We start from the raw sequence: 18,977 nt of genomic DNA on the forward strand, positions 1-18,977 counted from the left end.
GACCATGATCCAAAGAATTCAGAGCTTATATTTACTGATTGTTGCCATTTTAGGAGGAGTGCTTCCTTTCTGGCTTAATCTGTGGTCTGATGCAGATGGCAACGCGATGTTCGCCAAAGATGACGTGCTCATCTCTGCCTCCTTTTTTGGATCGGCCCTTTTGGCAATTGTGGCCATTTCCCTGTTCAAGTATCGAAAAAAACAGTTCATTTGTAACCGTTTTAATATAATATTGAATCTTTTTTTACTGGGATTTTTCGTTTACCGATCACTAAACTTATCCGGAGAAACCTCGGTTTCAGAGAAGGGTATTGGGATGTTGATTCCTGTATTTTCTATCGTTTTCTTGGTCTTGGCCAACAAGTCCATAAAGAAGGATGAAGATCTTGTAAAATCTGTAGATCGCTTACGTTAAACCTAACATCTTAGTAGTATTAGTGCGTAAGACCCTGATGAGCATTGCTCGTCAGGGTTTTTTGCTTTTACCCCCTTTTGCCCAGCTCTATCACTTCCAGTTTAGAAATATCTTTTCCGGATATGCTGAAGCGCAACATGGTGCGCACCTGGTGAAATCCCTGTTTTCCACAGGCACCCGGATTCATATGCAACAGTCCCAGCTTCTTATCATTCATAACCTTGAGAATATGGGAGTGACCACAAATGAATAATTTGGGAGGATTTTTATGCAACATCTCCCTGATCCGGTAATTATAGGCGCCGGGGTACCCGCCAATATGAGTGAGCCAGACATCGACTCCCTCGCACATAAATCGATTATGTAAAGGGAATTCTTGTTGGATCTGGTGGTTGTCGATATTGCCGTACACCGCTCTCAGCGGTTTAAGCTTTTTCAAAGCATCTGTTACTTCCAGGCTGCCGATGTCCCCGGCATGCCAGATCTCATCAGCTTGTTTGGCGTATTTTAATATGGTCTCATCTATATGTCCGTGAGTATCGGAAAGAAGAAGTATGTTAGTCATGTATTGTGGGCTTTCTTTGTGCCTGCTCGGCCCGCATTTCAATTTTGGTAACGGGCGGTCCTGGCTGGTATTGTAAATAAAAGATTCAGGTATCTTTGTGGCTCACAAAAATAGCGATAAGCCTTGAGATATTTTATCCACTTTTCCTATGATGGTACTGCCTACCATGGATGGCAAATGCAGCCTAATGCTCAGACGGTACAGGAAGTGCTACAAGGGGCGATGATCACCTTGATGCGTAAAGAAATATCCCTGACCGCTGCCGGTCGTACCGATGCCGGGGTGCATGCCCGACAAATGTTTGCGCACTTTGATACCGACAAGTTAGACGATATTGATCACTTGGTATACCGGTTAAATGCATTGCTTCCGGCGGATATAGGGGTTAAGGACTTATTCCCGGTACCCGAGGAGGCGCATGCCCGGTTTTCTGCCGTTGAAAGATCTTACGAATATTGGATCAGTTATCATAAAGATCCCTTCCTGAGAGATTATGCCTTATGGGTAAAGCAGGAGCTCGATATCACGTCTATGAACAAGGCCGCCGAACTACTGTTGCAACACTCGGATTTTGAGTCGTTTTCACGATCAAATTCGGATGTGAAAACTTTTATATGCGAGGTGCGTAAGGCAAACTGGGTGCAGGATAGGGATAAGCTTATATTTCAAATTACGGCGGACAGGTTCCTTCGGAATATGGTGCGGGCAGTGGTCGGCACCCTGCTGCAAGTAGGCCTCGGGAAGATCAGTATTCAAGATGTTAATGCTATTATAAAAAGTAAGGATAGGGGAGAGGCAGGAGCCTCCGTAGCTGCAAAAGGATTATATTTGACTCGGGTTGAATACCCGGAAGCATTGATGGTATATCGCGGTCAACAGCGTGGTGGATCCCAGGATTAAAGTACATATTGACGATATTCTTTTATGGACCAGGAAGGCGGGAAAGCATTTGATTTAAGGTTATTCAACAGGTTGATGGAGCATACTAAGCCCTATCGACTTACCTTTTACGGTGTAGCCCTGGCTGCGATCCTGATATCGGGATTTGCTGTACTTACTCCTCTCCTTGTAGGTGATATTGTTGATGAGGCTATCAAACAGGAAGATGCCAAGGCACTTCTTAACCTGGTCCTAGCCCTTGGCGGGGTGCTTATCGGGCAAGTCATCAGTCAATTACTCTTTAATTACTACGCCAACTGGCTCGGTGAATCCGTAATACGCGACGTTCGTATCCGGCTGTTCCGTCACATGATGGGCTTCCGTATGAAATACTTTGACAATTCTTCGATCGGGGTTTTGGTCACCAGGGCCGTTGCCGACCTTCAGCGTATCGGGGAAATCTTCAGCCAGGGATTTTTTGTGATCGTTGCTGACCTGCTCAAAATGGTAGTGGTGGCTATTACTATGTTAGTGATCAACTGGAAGTTATCCCTCATCGTATTCAGCCTGCTGCCGCTGATCATCTATGCGACCAGGTTATTTCAGAAAGCGATGAAGAAGGCCTTTATCGATGTAAGAGCCCAGGTTTCTAATCTTAATTCTTTTGTACAGGAGCGAATTACCGGGATGAAGATCGTTCAGCTCTTTACGCGAGAAAAAATAGAGAGCAGGAATTTCAGGGAGATCAATGAGAAACACCAGGATGCATGGCTTAAAACCGTATGGTACAACTCCTTCTTCTTCCCTATTGCTGATATTGTTTCCTCGATAACCGTGGGACTTATTGTATGGTACGGGGGGTTACTCAATGTCACCAACGTAAATGTGGAAGAATACGGGATGATTTTTTCTTTCATCATGCTCTCCAGTGAATTGTTCCGTCCGCTACGGCAGATCGCTGATAAATTCAACACCCTGCAAATGGGTATGGTTGCGGCTAACAGGGTTTTCAAGATCCTGGATACCAAGAGTCATATCGAAGATGCCGGGACTTTAGAAAAAGACACAGTTAAAGGTGATATCAGTTTCAAGGATGTTCATTTTGGATACCTGCCGGAGGAAGCGGTGCTCAAGGGGATCAGCTTTGAAGTGGAAGCAGGACAGACCATGGCTATTGTCGGGGCCACCGGTGCCGGGAAATCCACCATTATAAACCTGCTTAACCGGTTTTACGAGATACAGTCCGGAAGTATTTGTGTAGACAATATCGATGCTCGTGAATATAAACTGGCTTCCCTGAGAAGTCATATAGCGATTGTATTACAGGATGTATTCCTTTTTGCGGATACCATTGCTAACAATATTTCCCTTAAAAACCCGGATATCACCCCGGAGGATATTGAAGCAGCGGCCAGGCAGATCGGTGTACACGAGTTCATCAGTAGTCTCCCGGGGGGCTACCAGTACAATGTGAAAGAGAGGGGGACTATGCTTTCCAGTGGGCAACGCCAATTGATCGCATTCCTGAGGGCTTACGTAAGTAATCCCAGTATCCTGGTTCTTGACGAGGCCACATCCTCCGTAGACACTTATACGGAACGCCTGATACAGAAAGCTACAGATAAAGTGACCGAGGGTCGAACTTCTATCATTATCGCTCACCGCCTGGCAACGGTTAAGAAAGCAGATAAGATACTGGTGATGGATGCCGGCCGAATCGTAGAGACCGGGACACATAAGGAGCTTCTTAAAAAAGGCGGGTATTACAGTAACCTGTACGAAGCACAGTTCCTGGCAGAAGAAGTCGCCTAACGCAAATCCTTATTCAGCATTTCTTTTAGTTCCGGAAGATCTTTATACAATACAAATTCACCGTTCTTGATATAGGAGATCTGCCCGGATTCTTCGCTGACCACCAATACCAGGGCATCAGTTTTCTCTGTAATTCCAACAGCTGCACGATGGCGTAGCCCGAACCTGAGCGGAATATTCTTTTCTTTGGAAATGGGTAAAATTACCCGGGTTGCCACTATGTAATTATCCTGTATAATCGCTGCCCCATCATGTAGCGGACTGTTCTTATAAAATATGCTCTCTAATATAGGCTGGTTGATTTCGGTGTACATTTTATCCCCGGAAGATTTAACGAAATCAAGGGAATTACTCCTTTCAAAAACCAGGATGGCACCTGTTCTGCTTTTACCCATCTTTTCACAGGCAGTTATGATAGCGTCCAAGTCTACCTTGGTGTTCACGGAATCTTCCCTGAGAAATTTAAAATGGCGCAGATATTGCCGCTTATTGGCAAAGTTGGTCGATCCTATCATCAGCAGGAATTTCCTGATCTCTTGCTGGAAAACGATAATGAGCGCAATAAGACCTACTTGCATAAAACCACCGACCATACTGCTGATCATTTTCATATTCAGTAATTCCGTGGTCTTCCAAAAGGCCCAGACAAGGACGATCCCGATAAAAATATTGATGGCAACAGTACCGCGTACCAGCTTGTACACGTAGTAAAGTAGGATAGCGACTAGGACGATATCTATCAGGTCCGTGATCTTAAAATCAAGAAAGTTCAGAAAATCCAATCCGTGCCGTTTTTGGTAAATTTAGCAATTACACGCATAAAAGTAGGGTTTTGAGAATTTACCGCTAAAAATTTTTTCGCCCTAGCTACCCGGTGGATCCGTCAAGCCATTAATACTCAGTAGTTAGGCTGTTCTTGAGCTTTTCATGCATAATAATACATTCCATAGCTTCTTTAACATCGTGAACCCGGAGCAAGTGTGCTCCTTTCTGCAGCGAATACATATTCAGGGCAGTAGTTCCGTTAAGGGATTGCTCTGCATTATTACCGAGTAATTTATAGATCATGGATTTCCTGCTGATCCCTGCAAGGATGGGGTAGCCATAGGCAACAAGTACCTCTAACTGTGCCAGTAATTGGTAATTCTGCTCCAGGGTTTTTGCAAATCCAAAGCCGGGGTCCAGGATACAGTCTTTTATTCCATGCTCGCGGGCCTTAGCAATCTTTTCCGAGAAGTAATATCCTATATCTGTCAATATGTGATCATAGGAGGTAAGTTGCTGCATATTCTGCGGGTTACCCCTCATGTGCATCATAATGTAGGGAACCTTATACCGCCCCACTGTTGGCATCATTTCCGGATCCCCGTTGCCGGCCGAAATATCATTGATCATGGCAGCACCCTGTTCCAGGGCGCGCTGGGCGACTACAGACCTGAAAGTATCTATAGAGATCATGGTGCTGGGGAAATGTTCCAGGATCAGGGTTAATACTGGGATCACGCGCTGCAGTTCTTCCTCCAGGGACACTTCCCGGGCGCCGGGCCTGGAACTGTAACCGCCCAGGTCTATAATGCTCGCCCCTTCATTCAGCATTCGCTCTGTCTGCTGTAAAATTGCATCGGGATCGTTGTATTTTCCCCCGTCGTAAAAGGAATCTGGAGTCAGATTCAGTATACCCATTACCTTGGGTTGGGTGAGGTCTAAGAGTTCGCCTCTGCAATTCAGGGTCATATTCATGGAAGTTTGTGCAGGTCTCTTGCTCTTCGGACCTCTAAAAGTCCTACTTTTGAACAATTCATTATTTTAGCGAAATTTACGCAAATTACCAGTAATTACATGCAGCGGACTTCGGAACAATACGACGCGGTGATCCATACTTGCCGGGAGTTATTTAAAAAGAAAATGAAGGATTACGGCAGTGCATGGCGAATCCTCAGGTTACCATCCCTTACGGACCAGGTGTTTATTAAGGCTCAGCGTATCCGGGGTTTACAGCAAAATGCCGTGCGTAAGATCGATGAGGACGAACGTTCAGAATTCATCGGGATCATCAACTACTCGGTTATGGCCCTCATCCAGCTGGAACTGGGGATCGCAGAACAACCCGATCTCAGTGAAGAGGAAGCGCTTTCCCATTATAACAAGCAGTTAGAGGAGACCAAGAAACTGATGGAAAACAAGAACCACGACTACGGTGAGGCCTGGCGGGAGATGCGGGTAAGTTCCCTTACGGATTTGATCCTCCAGAAGCTGCTCAGGGTAAAGCAGATAGAAGATAACCAGGGGAAGACCCTAGTGAGCGAAGGAATTGAAGCAAACTACCAGGATATGGTGAATTATGCAGTATTCGCCATGATCCATTTAAACTCAAAAGCATAAGTCTGATATGAAGTATCTTGTTGGCGCAGCCCGATGGATCGTTGGAATCCTGTTTATTTTCAGTGGACTCATCAAATTGAACGACCCGGTGGGTTTTTCATTTAAGCTTGAAGAATATTTTAGTCCTGCCGTATTAGACCTCGATTTTTTAACACCTTATGCCCTGGCGATCTCATTATTTGTGGTCATCCTGGAAGTATTACTCGGAGTTATGCTATTAGTGGGCTTCCGGGTGAAATTTACGGTCTGGAGCCTGCTTCTGATGATCATCTTTTTTACGTTCCTTACTTTCTATTCAGCTTATTTTAATAAGGTTACCGATTGCGGTTGTTTTGGTGACGCCATTAAATTAACCCCATGGGAATCGTTTACTAAGGATGTAATCCTTTTGGTACTGATTCTGGTACTATTTATAAAGCGAGACCTGATCAGCCCTGTTGCTAGCTATAAGCTCAGGAGCCTGGTGTGCCTGGTCGCCCTAGTGGCCTCAATTATTTATGCCAATTACGTTTTAAATCATCTCCCTGTGGTGGACTTCAGGCCATACAAACTTGGAGCTAACCTGGAAGACGGGATGAACGTACCCGAAGATGCCCCCAAGCCTATTTATGAATACGCCTGGAATTTTAAAATAGACGGGCAGGAAAAGACCATAGTAACCCAAGGTGAATACCCGTCCGTGGACGGAGAATTCATCGGGGTGGAAACTACCGAGATACAGGAAGGTTATGAACCACCTATCCATGACTTTACCATAGAGCAGGGCGGGCAGGATTTTGCCTCGGCAATGCTGCAGGAAGATCGCCTGGTAATGGTGATCGCTTATGACCTGGGTAAAAGCGACCTGCATGCATTCGCTGAAGTGCGGGATATGACCCAAAAGGCTATTGACGCCGGTTATAAAGTAATTGGTATGTCTGCCTCAGACGAGGAAGCGGCAGCGGCTGTTAAAAAGAAATACGGGTTGAATTTCAATTTTTATTTTACAGACCAAACCACGCTTAAAACAATTATCCGCTCTAACCCGGGTATATTGGTATTGCATAAAGGAACAGTGGTTCAGAAGAAACATCATAACGACATTGATGAACTGATTTTTGAATAACAGTACTGGGAAGACTCCCGAGGAATTCAACGGGATAACCTAAGTCTACCAGGTACAATAATTTTAAGACGAGACCTATGAGAAACAAGATAGTAGCAGGAAACTGGAAAATGAATAAGAACCTGAAGGAAACCGAAACTCTGATGGCAGAGTTGGCGGCAAAACTTCCGGATACGGAGGCCGAAGTTATGGTGGCCCCAACTTTTGTTAACCTGCATGAAGCGGTACGCATGCTGGAAAATTCGACCATACAGGTTATTGCCCAGAACATGCATTTTGCAGAGAACGGTGCTTATACCGGGGAGATCTCGGCGCCTATACTGATGGATATCGGGATTGATACAGTGATCCTCGGACATTCAGAGCGCAGGGCATATTTTGGAGAAACCGACGAATTATTAGCTAAAAAGGTGGCTACAGCCCTGGAAAAAAATATGAGGGTGATCTTCTGTTTTGGCGAGGAGCTGGAAGATCGTAAGTCCGGCAAGCACTTTGAAGTGGTTGAAAGCCAGCTCAGGAACGCGCTTTTTAACTTAGATGCTGATGACTGGAACAGGATAGTCCTGGCTTATGAACCGGTTTGGGCCATCGGTACCGGGGAAACGGCAAGCCCTGAACAAGCACAGGAAATGCATGCTTTTATACGTAAGGTGATCACCGATAAATACAATGGTGAGCTGGCCGAAAGGATATCTATCCTTTATGGCGGTAGTGTAAAGCCCGGAAATGCCAAGGAAATATTCTCCAAGCCTGATGTTGACGGGGGATTGATCGGCGGAGCTTCATTGGTGGCCGATGATTTTATGGAGATCGTTAAAGCTATATAAGTTTTTCCCTTTGGGTGACGAAGGAATGATTGTAAACCTATAACTGGGAATAGTAAATGGAAGATGAATATTTTATCGAGTACAGCTTTAGCCTTAACCCGCTTCAGCCATACTCGGATATTTTAGTGGCTGAACTATCCGAGTTAGGGTTTGATAGTTTTGTAGAAAACGAGGACGGCCTTTTGGCGTATATCGATGCTGATTCCTGGAGTAAGGATATACTGTCGGGGGTTCATATCCTGAAATCACCTGAAGCACGTATTAATTACAGTTATAACAGGGTGGCCCAGCAAAACTGGAATGCTAAGTGGGAGGCAGATTTTCATCCTATAGAGCTGGGAGACCTTTGCCGGGTTAGAGCCCCATTCCATGAAAAAAAGGACGTCCGTTACGATATAGAAATTGCCCCTAAGATGAGTTTTGGGACAGGACATCATGAAACAACACATATGATGTTGCAATGGGCCCTGGATCTGGATTTTGAAGGCTTATCTGTTTTGGACATGGGTTGTGGTACCGGTGTCTTGGCTATAATAGCTGCTATGAAAGGAGCTTCAGATGTTGATGCCATAGATATAGATTCATGGAGTTATGAAAATGCCATGGAGAATGCAGAACGAAACGGGCAGGATCGTATCCGGGTTCTTCACGGTGATGCCGATCTTCTGGGAGAGAAAAAATATGACCTGATTTTTGCCAATATCAACAAGAATATCCTACTGCAGGATATCCCGGTTTATGCCTCCTGTCTTAAGGAAAAAGGCATATTGTTATTAAGTGGATTTTACAAAGAAGATCTGGATGATATCAGCTCGCGCTGTGCTGCCTTTGGTTTAAATCATCAAAAAAATATTTTAAAAAACAACTGGGTTTCAGCTAAATATGTAATTTAGAAAGTGAATAAAGTCTGTGCTATGAGTACAAAAGAAAAATTATTAGAAGAATTATTACTCGAGGAAGAAACCCTGAAACAAAACGAGATCATCCTCTTCAATGACGACGTAAATACTTTTGATTACGTGATTGATACCCTGATCAGTATATGCGAACATACGCCTGAACAAGCTGAGCAATGCTCGCTAATTGTTCATTATAACGGGAAATGTACCGTCAAAACCGGTGAATATACTGACCTGAAACCTCGCTGCAGTAAATTACTGCAGGCAGGTCTTAATGCCGAAATCGTATAAAAAGCCGGTTGCTTCCCCAATAATCCTCCATCCTGTAAGTTTTATTACCTTTAAGGGGTAATACTTTCATTGTATGCTTATAGCCAGGATCTCTGTCCTTTTACTCCTATCTTTTTCCTGCAGCGCCCTCCCGGCACAATTATTACCTCCTATACAAAATTTCACCCCTGGAATATATGGGGCTGAAAATCAGAATTGGGGCATCACCCAGGCGGAAAACGGATTTATATACATCGCCAATAATAGTGGTCTGCTGGAGTTTAATGGCTCCGCCTGGCAATTATATCCTACCCCGAATGGCTCAATAATGCGGTCAGTACAAACTGTAGGGAAAAGGATATATACAGGATTTTATATGGAGTTCGGTTATTGGGAAGCTGATGAAACCGGCAACCTGCAATATCAATCCTTGTCTAAGAGCCTATCCGAACCCTTGGTAGAAGATGAACAATTCTGGAATATCGCTGCCATTGAGAATTACCTGCTGTTTCAATCCCTGGAACGAATCTATATCCTGGACACCCGTGATGAAACGGTTACCATTGTAGATTCCAAATCTAAGCGGGCTCAATTATTTCTATTTGATGACAGCGTTTACTTCAACCGATCCGGGGAAGGGCTATACAGGCTTGTGAAAGGTAAAGCAGAACTGCTTAGCAATGCACCGGAAATCCTGGAAACTGAGATAGCCGGCTTGGTTACTTTGGAAGAAAAGCTAATCCTAGTTACCAGCCGGGGCGACTTCTATGCTTTGAGAGAGGATGGCCTGGATAGCTGGAAGAATGCGAATTTGAGCGAGTTAAGGGATATCGAAATCTATAGTACGACGCAACTTGAGGATGGAAGTGTAATACTCGGAACCATATCATCCGGGATATATCATATCGCGTCAGATGGTAGCATTATACAGAATATAGACAAAGAAAAAGGCCTTGCTAATAATACGGTATTGTCTATTTATGAAGACCGGGACCACAACCTTTGGCTGGGTATGGATAACGGGATCAGCATTCTGAATCTGGACTCACCTTTTAAAGAATTCAGTGATAAAATAGGGCGCCTCGGAGTTGTTTATGCTGCCCAGGTATTTAAAGGGCAGTTGTACCTGGGAACCAACCAGGGATTGTTCAGAAGACCGATTCAGGGAGACCTCCCATTTGAATTGGTCGATGGAACCACAGGTCAGGTATGGTGCCTTCGTGTCTTTGATGATCAGTTGTTCTGCGGCCATAATTCAGGTAGCTTTCTTATAGAAGATGGCAGGGCCCGACTGATTTCTGATTTGCCGGGAACCTGGGATATAAAGGAGATTCCCGGGCATCCCGGCAGCTTATTACAAGGTAATTATAATGGCCTTAGTGTGTTGGAAAAACGTGGAGGCAATTGGGTTTTACGCAACAAGTTGAAGGGGTTTGAAATTTCCAGTCGCTTTTTCGAATTTCTGGACCCGTCAACTATCCTGGTCAACCATGAATATAAGGGGCTTTATACTTTAAATATCAATAGTGAGCTGTCTGCATTGGATCAAAAAGACCAGCAGCCACCAAAAGGCATAGGGGCGAGTCTTGTGCGGTTCAATGACCAGGTATTGTACGCTTCCAATAACGGGGTGTTTCGATATGATGCCGAGTCCGGAATGCTGCAGGCAGACACTTTGCTTACCCGGATGATGTATAGCGACGATGAACCCCCTATAGGTATACTGATCACAGAACAGGAGAATAATCGGCTATGGAGTTTTTCCCAGAATACCATCAGTTACATAAGCCCTGGAAATTTTGATAATCGGCCGCAGCTGACCCGTATCCCTGTTCCTGCTGATTTCAGGAGAGGATTAGGGGTTCTTGGTTTTGAATGCATTTCACCTATCGGGCCGGATCGTTACCTGATCGGTTCTTCTAACGGTTATGTTACACTGGACCTGGATAAGATCAGACCGGCAGAATATGAAGTGTACCTGACAAGCCTGGGAAATGAGTATTACGATAATTCTTACAAGAGGCAGCCACTGGAGTCCGGCTTGGAATTCCCGTACACGGATAACAATCTCCATCTGGAATTTGCGGTTCCCGAATATGATAAATACACAGAAGTCCAGTACCAATACCGTCTTTCAGGACTCTATGATGAATGGAGCAACTGGTCTCGTGATTCCAAGGTGACATTTAATAACCTCCCTTATGGAAAGTATAGCTTTGAGGTTAAAGCCAGGGTAGGAGCCGACGTAACTCGTGAGACAGCGAGCCTGGATTTCGCGGTAAAGCGACCCTACTACCTATCTAATTTAGCGATTGCTATTTACGCCTTGCTGTTGCTTTTAGTCGGATTTGCCATTCATAAGATTTACCGAGGATATTACAAGAAACAACAAGCTAGGATCCTGCAAGAGAATGCAAAGAGGGAAAAGAGCAAGAAGATCAAAGCCAAAAGAAAGATCGTCCAATTAAAGAACGAGCAACTTAAGCAGGAAATAGAAAGTAAGAACAGGGAGCTTGCAGCCTCTACCATGAGCCTGATCAAAAAGAACGAGTTACTCAACAAGCTGAAGTCCGAATTAACAGCTGTAGGAGACGACCCCAAGATCAAATCTGTAATCCGAACCATCAACCGCAATATTAATAATGAAGATGACTGGAAAATATTTGAAGAGGCATTTAACAATGCGGACAAGGACTTTCTAAAAAGGATAAAAGAAATTCACCCGGAATTAACCTCGAATGACCTGCGCCTGTGTGCCTACCTCAGGTTGAATTTAAGCTCTAAGGAAATAGCGCCTTTACTCAATATATCGGTTAGAAGTGTGGAGGTAAAACGCTACCGTTTGCGTAAAAAAATGAGCCTGCCTCGAGAAAATAGCCTTTCTGACTACATTCTCTCTGTCTGATCAAACACAACAATCTGTTGTAGCACCACAACATTACCACAACATTTTAGGAAATAATCATAGTTATGCCAAATATATGTATTACAGCACAATGCTTAGATGTCAATATTTTTGGGCTTTTATTGATTAGTTCGCATTATTCTGGTCATTTTATTGATAATGTATGTTTTTTGTAGGGGTGAGATTAATTTGTTGAGTATTTCTTTTCAGTACATTGAGATTTCAAATACTACAACACATGAAGCACATTTACGTATTGCTGTTGGTTTTTGCCACTTCGATGACCTGGGGTCAGGAATTCACACTAAGTGGTGTAGTGCGGGATGCTACATTAAATGAACCTTTACCGGGTGTCAATGTTATTATAAAGAACACCACTCGCGGAACAACGACCGACTTTGATGGGAATTTCACAATTGATAATATTAAGACCGGGGACGTATTGGTTTTATCTTCCATTGGTTTCCTGGGTAAGGAAGTAACCGTGCAGGGTCCGGGTGCCATGACCATAATTCTGCAGGAGGATGTCAGTGCACTGGACGAGGTCGTTGTAGTGGGATACGGAACGCAGACCAAAAAAGAGATTACCGGGGCAGTTGCCGTTGTAGGATCAGAAACTATAGAGGAACTCAATCCGACCCGGGTAGAACAAGCTTTACAGGGACAAGTTGCAGGGGTTCAGATCACTTCAGAATCCGGTTCGCCGGGTGCAGGCTCTAACATACGTATCCGTGGAATCTCGACCAATGGTGATAACAGGCCACTTATCCTTGTTGATGGAAACGTAATTGAAGACCTGAGTGTAATCAACCCGGGCGACATTGAAAGCATTAATATTTTAAAGGATGCCACTGCCGGAATATACGGTGTACGAGCGGCAAACGGGGTAGTATTGATTACGACCAAAACCGGTAAACGAAATTCAGATCTGCAATTCAACTATGATGCTTATGCGGGTTTCCAGGAAACTACGCGTAAAATCCCTGTGTTGAATGCTACGGAATATGCCCTGATCTTAAATGAGGCATTTACCGCTGGGGGCTCAGCAGCCCCTTTTCCGGATGTATCCCGTTTAGGCGAGGGTACAGACTGGCAGGATGAGGTTTTCCAGAAGGCTCCAATTATTAATCACAATCTTACCGTGAACGGGGGTAGCGAAAAATCGACCTATTCCTTCGGAAGTTCATTCCTTACACAAAACGGAATTGTAGGTGGACCCAAAGCTAATTTCAGGCGATGGACAACCCGGATCAATTTTAACACCGAGCTATTTGAGAATTTTAAGCTGACGACCAATCTTCTATATACGGGGACTAACCGGAAGACCTTGCCGGAAAATGCATTGGGATCAGTGCTGTTCAACGCCCTTAATAATGCACCAACATTTAATGTTCGAGACCGGAACGGTAGTTTTACGTTGGCAGAAGGTTTGGGGAATGAGGTGATCAACCCAATAGCGCAGGTGAGCAATACTTACAATGAGAACGACGTAGATAGGATCAGTGGTAAAATTGGTGGCAGCTATACTTTCTTCAATGATTTTACGGTAGAAAGCAATTTCCAGTTTAATTACGCGGAGGTGTATAACAGGTTCTTTGCCCCGGAGGTATTCTATGGTTCAGGAAAAGTTTTCAATATAGACCGGAACTTTGTAGTTGAAGGAAAAAACCTTTTCAGGGATTTTACCTGGGATAACTTTATTAATTACGAAAAAACTATAGCCGAAGATCATAATATACAAGCAACCCTTGGTATGTCTGTTTTCAAGACTACTGGGCTGTTCTCCGGGAGGACAGGCTTTGATATTCCGGATAATGATTTCCAGAATGCATTCCTCGCCAACTCTTCTGATGTAGTGGATAATTTCATTAATACGGCGGGGAAATTTGATTCGCGTCTACTCTCGTACTTCACCCGGCTACAGTATAACTATAAAGGTAAATACCTGTTATCAGGTATCATCCGGCGTGATGGGTCTACCAATTTTGGTCCCAGGAATAAGTTCGGTTATTTCCCTTCAGGATCTGTGGGCTATATCATGTCTGAAGAAAATTTTATGCAGGATAGTGATATCATAAACTTCCTGAAGTGGAGAGCTAGTTATGGTATCGTTGGGAACGATAGGATTGGAGGGAATGCCTTCCGTTCTGTCTTATCCGGTGAAGGAGCCTATGTCCTTGGCGGTGAATTATTATTCGGGCAGGCCGTGGGAGCTATCTCTAACCCCGAGATACAATGGGAAGAACAAAAGACCCTGGATATAGGGGTAGATATGAAGCTCTTTAATAATCGCGTGGATATCACCGCAGACTACTTTAAGAAGCGTACCGAAGATCTGCTTGTGTCTCCTCCTGTTTCAGGGATACTCGGAGCAGCTGCACCGGGTTCGGGCTCACCCACGGTAAATGCCGGTACGGTAGAGAACAAAGGATTCGAATTTGCCATAGGTTATAACAGTGATGCCTCTAAGGATTTCTATTACAATATTAACTACAACATGACCTTCCTGGAGAACGAGGTGATTTCTGTCAATAATGGTGTCGGCTTTATTCCCGGAGGTTCCTTTGGAATTGGTCAGGATCCACCGGCCAGGATGGAAGATGGAAAACCCTTGGGTTATTTTTATGGATTACAGACGGATGGAATCTTCCAGAACCAGGCAGAGGTAGACGCTCACGCCACCCAGGCTAACGCCGCCCCTGGTGACCTGAGGTTCGTGGATATAAACGGGGATGGAGTAATCGATTCCGGCGACCGTACAGACATAGGAAATCCAATCCCGGATGCAACAATGGGGCTCAACTTGTCTTTAAATTATAAGGCCATCGATTTTACCGCCTATGCCTTTGCGTCGGTGGGGAATGATATCGTTCGGAATTACGAAAGAAATCAACCTCGAGTAAACAGGTCAGTCTATACCCTGAACCGATGGACGGGAGAGGGGAGTACCAACACATACCCAAGGGTAACAACAGGAGCTACCTCCAATACCTTGTTCTCTGATTTTTATGTGGAAGATGGCTCCTTTGTTCGTCTTCAGAATGTGCAGGTGGGATATACCATGCCCCAAAAGATCGTTGAAGACATGGGCATTAGAAAATTGCGCTTTTACCTGTCTGCAAGCAATGTATTTACCTTGACAGAATATAAAGGATATGATCCCAGTGCTTCTTCCGGAGCTCCTATCGGAGCCGGGATAGACCAGGGTTTTTATCCCGTACCCAGAACCTATCTTTTAGGTGTAAATCTTAAATTTTAAAACTATGAAGATCCGCAATACCATTTTGAGAAATACGATGCTCTTCTGTCTGTTGACGATGTTGCCGTTCTCCTGTAGTGATGATTTTGTAGACGTGGCCTCTTTTGATGAGGATTCTGAAAGTTTTTTTAATACGGAGGAGGATTACCAGAGTGCACTGATAGCCGCATATGATCTTCTGCAATCTACTTACATCAACGTCATGCTGGGTGAGATCGCTTCGGATAACACTTTGGCCGGGGGAGAATCCGCTACAGATGTACCCGGCATACAGGAAATAGATAACATGACCCATACCCCCGTAAATGCCCAGCTCAGGGACATTTGGAGCTGGATGTTCGCAGGAGTGAACCGGGCCAATTATATACTCGAATTTAAGGACAAGACCGATTTCCCCGGGAAAGATGAAGTACTTGCACAGGCTACCTTCCTGAGAGCCTATTACTACTTTGAACTGGTGAAATGGTTCGGCGATGTCCCCTTGGCCGTGGACCAGCGAATTCTATTCGGGGACCAGGATGTCATAGAGCGTACACCAAAATCTGAGGTCTATGCCCAGATCGAGGCCGACCTGCAATTTGCGGCAGCCAACCTGCCTTATGTACAGGAGGAAACAGGCCGTGTTACCAAGGGTGCGGCCCAGGCACTGCTAGGAAAAGTATACCTCTACCAGGATAAGTTCAATGAGTCCGCTTCAGTATTGGAAGACCTGATTAATAATGGTCCCTATGATCTGATAGAGGACTACTCGACCATGTTTGAGAACGATAATGAAAACAATATAGAGTCGGTATTCGAAGTACAATACACGGACATAGAAGGAGCCGGTTTTGGTTGCTTACAATGTAGCGAAGGTAATGTTGCCGTCGGTTTTAACGGTATCCGGAACTATTCCGGACCAGTATTTGAGTCGGGCTTCAGTTTCAACGTTCCTGTACAAGAGGTGTACGATGCCTTTGAAGATGGCGATGAGCGCAGGGATGTTGCTATCTTGGATATAGAGGCCTGGGCCGCAGCAAACCCGGAAGTCTCCTATGTAGAAGGCTTTGAACATACCGGGTACTACAACCGCAAGTATATCGCCAGGCAGGGTGACCTGAATACAGGGGATGCCAACCTTACCAACCCTAATAACTACAGGGCCATTCGTTTCGCCGATGTGTTATTAATGGCGGCCGAAGCAAATAATCGAGGAGGAATCAATGAGGCCAAGGCCCAGCAATACCTTAACCGGGTACGGAACAGGGCAGGGCTGGCGAGTATTACCCCCTCTGGCAGTGAACTTACGACCGCGATCTATAATGAGCGAAGGGTAGAACTGGTAGGCGAAGGTCATCGTTTCTTTGACCTGGTCCGAACAGGCAGGGCAGCACAGGCAATAGATGGTTTTACCGCCGGTAAACACGAGATCTTCCCGATCCCGTCCATAGAAATAGAATTAGCAGGAAATCGCTGGGAACAGAACCCCGGGTATTAACAGATAATAAATTTTGAACAGATGAAAAGTATAAAGCAATTAATCGCATTATTCCTGGTTGTGAACCTGTTTACTGCGTGTACACAAGAAGAGGTATCCTATGCTTTACAGGATATATCTGCCCCGTCCAACGTTGAAGCCAGTTTTGATGTGGCCCAGGACGATTCAGGTGCAGTGACCGTAACTCCAACTGCGGCCGGTGCTTCAGTATTCAGAATTTATTGGGGCGATGTTGAAAACGAGACACCGGAAGAGGCGGCCCCGGGTGAAACGGTTACCCATGTCTATGGCGAAGGTGAATTTACGCTGAGAATAGTCGCGGTAGGTCCAAGCGGGTTGACCAGTGAGTTGAGCAGGATTGTCAACATTACCTTTACCCCTCCGTCTAACCTGGCAGCCAACATCTCGGTATCAGATACTAATCCATTCGAGATCAGTGTAGCGCCGACGGCAGACAATGCAACAGTATTTGATATTTATTACGGGGACGTGGAAAATGAAGAGCCAACCACTATTATGGCCGGGGAGACCGCCATATATGTATACGCCGAAGCAGGTACTTATCCAGTCAGGGTGGTCGCCCGTGGAGCAAGTGCCACAACCGTGGAGGTGACCGAAGACGTGGAGATCACAGGGGCTGCTAATCCTATTTCCTTACCAATAACTTTTGACGATCCGGCAGTGAACTACGCCTTTGGAACCTTTAATGGTGCTTCCTTTGAAGTCGTAGAGAACCCTGACCTAAGCGGAGCCAATACAGAACCTTCTAAAGTTGGTGCTATCACTAATTCCGGGGTTAACTGGGAAGGTGGCGCATTTAACTTGGGTACCCCGGTAGACTTCAGCGGGGATAATAAGACGATCAGCATGAAGTTCTGGTCAACAGTAGCTGTCCCGGTGCTGTTAAAATTTGAAGGCGGGGTGAATGATGAACGGCAGAACGAAGTAACTGCCACTCACGGTGGTACCGGTTGGGAAGTACTGACCTTCGACTTCGCCAATGATGCCGTAAAAAGCTTTATAGACGGAACGCAAGGTGTGGGAGAACCATTTGTACCCACCGGGCAGTATGCAACCATGGTTATCTTTATTGATGGCCCGGGAACAACGGCCGGCACTTTCTATATTGATGATATTGAACAGGAAGCCCCGGCAATGACAGCACTCGAAATACCTATTAATTTTGATGATCCCATGGTGGATTATGCCTTCGGAACTTTTAACGGGGCTTCATACGAAGTAGTAGATAACCCGGACCTGTCCGGAACGAATATGATAGCCTCTAAAGTTGGTGCGATCACTAATTCCGGGGTCAACTGGGAAGGTGGCGCATTTAACCTGGGTAACCCGATAGATTTTAGTGGTGAAGACAAAATGATCACTATCAACTTCTGGTCTAATGTACCTGTACCCGTACTTCTCAAATTTGAGGGGGGCGTTAATGGTGAGCGTGAGAATGAAGTTGTGGCTACCCACGGGGGTACCGGTTGGGAAGTGCTGAGGTTCAATTTCGCTACAGATGCGACCAAAAGTTTTATCGATGGATCGCAGGGAGTTGGTGAACCCTTTGTACCTACAGGGCAGTATTCTACTGTGGTCATCTTTGTCGATGGACCCGGAACTACTGCGGGAACCTTCTATATGGACGATATCACACAGATAATTCCATCAGAGCCATTGGGATTACCGATCAGTTTTGACAGTGAACTGGTCAACTACGACTTTGGAACCTTCAATGGCGCCAGTTACGAGGTGGTGGATAACCCTGACCTGTCAGGTGCAAATGCAGTGGCCTCTAAAGTGGGTGCAATCACCAATGCCGGTGTGAACTGGGAAGGTGGAGCATTTAATTTAGATACCCCGGTAGATTTCAGCGGTAGTAATAAAACCATCAGCATTCTGTTCTGGGCCAATACTCCCGTGCCGGTACTGCTGAAGTTTGAAGGAGGTATTAACGGGGAGCGTGAGAACGAGGTAACCGCTAATCACAGCGGAACCGGGTGGGAAGTACTCACCTTCGACTTCGCTAATGATGCTGTAAAAAGCTTTATCGACGGAAATCAAGGTGTAGGGGAACCATTTGTACCCACTGGGCAGTATGGCACTATGGTTATTTTTGTAGACGGTCCGGGTACAACAGCAGGAACATTCTACATGGATGATATCACTCAACAATAAAAAG

At 45.2% G+C, this 18,977-nt stretch carries 15 protein-coding genes; 12 read left to right on the forward strand and 3 right to left on the reverse strand.

Going from position 1 to position 18,977, the window contains the following annotated elements:
• Positions 1-4 precede the first annotated feature (4 nt).
• The gene (locus PP178_RS12705) at positions 5-415 is read left to right on the forward strand and encodes a DUF4293 domain-containing protein (RefSeq protein ID WP_272594732.1); all 411 of its coding nucleotides are present in this window, start codon (positions 5-7) and stop codon (positions 413-415) included.
• Positions 416-482: 67 nt separating this feature from the next.
• Here the strand turns inward: PP178_RS12705 and PP178_RS12710 are convergent, their stop codons facing one another.
• Positions 483-980: a metallophosphoesterase family protein gene (locus tag PP178_RS12710; protein WP_272594733.1), complete on the reverse strand. Its 498-nt coding sequence runs from the start codon at positions 978-980 to the stop codon at positions 483-485.
• Between the two features lie 123 nt (positions 981-1,103).
• On the opposite strand from PP178_RS12710, the gene truA reads away from it, so the two are divergent.
• On the forward strand, positions 1,104-1,880 hold the full coding sequence (truA, locus tag PP178_RS12715) for a tRNA pseudouridine(38-40) synthase TruA (RefSeq protein WP_272594734.1): 777 nt from the start codon (positions 1,104-1,106) through the stop codon (positions 1,878-1,880).
• Between the two features lie 24 nt (positions 1,881-1,904).
• Entirely contained in the window at positions 1,905-3,671 is a 1,767-nt protein-coding gene (locus PP178_RS12720) for an ABC transporter ATP-binding protein (RefSeq protein WP_272594735.1), read from the forward strand.
• On the opposite strand, the gene cdaA is transcribed toward PP178_RS12720, so the two are convergent.
• Positions 3,668-4,453, reverse strand: coding sequence for a diadenylate cyclase CdaA (cdaA, locus tag PP178_RS12725; RefSeq protein ID WP_272594736.1), 786 nt, complete (start codon positions 4,451-4,453; stop codon positions 3,668-3,670). The genes PP178_RS12720 and cdaA overlap by 4 nt on opposite strands.
• A gap of 109 nt (positions 4,454-4,562) precedes the next feature.
• A complete protein-coding gene (folP, locus tag PP178_RS12730) occupies positions 4,563-5,405 on the reverse strand; it encodes a dihydropteroate synthase (RefSeq protein WP_272594737.1) in 843 nt (280 codons plus the stop codon).
• A 105-nt stretch (positions 5,406-5,510) separates the two neighbouring features.
• Between folP and PP178_RS12735 the strand changes: the two genes are divergently transcribed.
• The 9 genes from PP178_RS12735 (at position 5,511) to PP178_RS12775 (ending at position 18,973) form a co-directional block, all read left to right on the forward strand.
• Positions 5,511-6,053, forward strand: coding sequence for a DUF1599 domain-containing protein (locus tag PP178_RS12735; RefSeq protein ID WP_272594738.1), 543 nt, complete (start codon positions 5,511-5,513; stop codon positions 6,051-6,053).
• Positions 6,054-6,060: 7 nt separating this feature from the next.
• The gene (locus PP178_RS12740) at positions 6,061-7,158 is read left to right on the forward strand and encodes a BT_3928 family protein (RefSeq protein ID WP_272594739.1); all 1,098 of its coding nucleotides are present in this window, start codon (positions 6,061-6,063) and stop codon (positions 7,156-7,158) included.
• Between the two features lie 77 nt (positions 7,159-7,235).
• Positions 7,236-7,985, forward strand: coding sequence for a triose-phosphate isomerase (gene tpiA, locus PP178_RS12745; protein ID WP_272594740.1), 750 nt, complete (start codon positions 7,236-7,238; stop codon positions 7,983-7,985).
• Positions 7,986-8,041: 56 nt separating this feature from the next.
• Positions 8,042-8,878, forward strand: coding sequence for a 50S ribosomal protein L11 methyltransferase (gene prmA, locus PP178_RS12750; RefSeq protein WP_272594741.1), 837 nt, complete (start codon positions 8,042-8,044; stop codon positions 8,876-8,878).
• 21 nt (positions 8,879-8,899) lie between these two features.
• Positions 8,900-9,175, forward strand: coding sequence for an ATP-dependent Clp protease adaptor ClpS (locus PP178_RS12755; RefSeq protein ID WP_272594742.1), 276 nt, complete (start codon positions 8,900-8,902; stop codon positions 9,173-9,175).
• Positions 9,176-9,248: 73 nt separating this feature from the next.
• Complete coding sequence (locus PP178_RS12760; protein ID WP_272594743.1) at positions 9,249-12,059, forward strand: helix-turn-helix and ligand-binding sensor domain-containing protein; 2,811 nt, start codon at positions 9,249-9,251, stop codon at positions 12,057-12,059.
• Positions 12,060-12,297: 238 nt separating this feature from the next.
• On the forward strand, positions 12,298-15,318 hold the full coding sequence (locus PP178_RS12765) for a SusC/RagA family TonB-linked outer membrane protein (RefSeq protein ID WP_272594744.1): 3,021 nt from the start codon (positions 12,298-12,300) through the stop codon (positions 15,316-15,318).
• Positions 15,319-15,322: 4 nt separating this feature from the next.
• Positions 15,323-16,795, forward strand: a complete 1,473-nt coding sequence (locus PP178_RS12770; RefSeq protein WP_272594745.1) for a RagB/SusD family nutrient uptake outer membrane protein — start codon at positions 15,323-15,325, stop codon at positions 16,793-16,795.
• A gap of 21 nt (positions 16,796-16,816) precedes the next feature.
• Positions 16,817-18,973 (forward strand): hypothetical protein, encoded by a 2,157-nt coding sequence (locus PP178_RS12775; protein ID WP_272594746.1) that lies wholly within the window; start codon positions 16,817-16,819, stop codon positions 18,971-18,973.
• The last annotated feature ends 4 nt before the right edge of the window (positions 18,974-18,977 follow it).

Origin of the sequence: Zeaxanthinibacter sp. PT1, from assembly GCF_028464225.1 — a bacterium.
In the GTDB taxonomy this organism is placed as follows: domain Bacteria; phylum Bacteroidota; class Bacteroidia; order Flavobacteriales; family Flavobacteriaceae; genus Zeaxanthinibacter.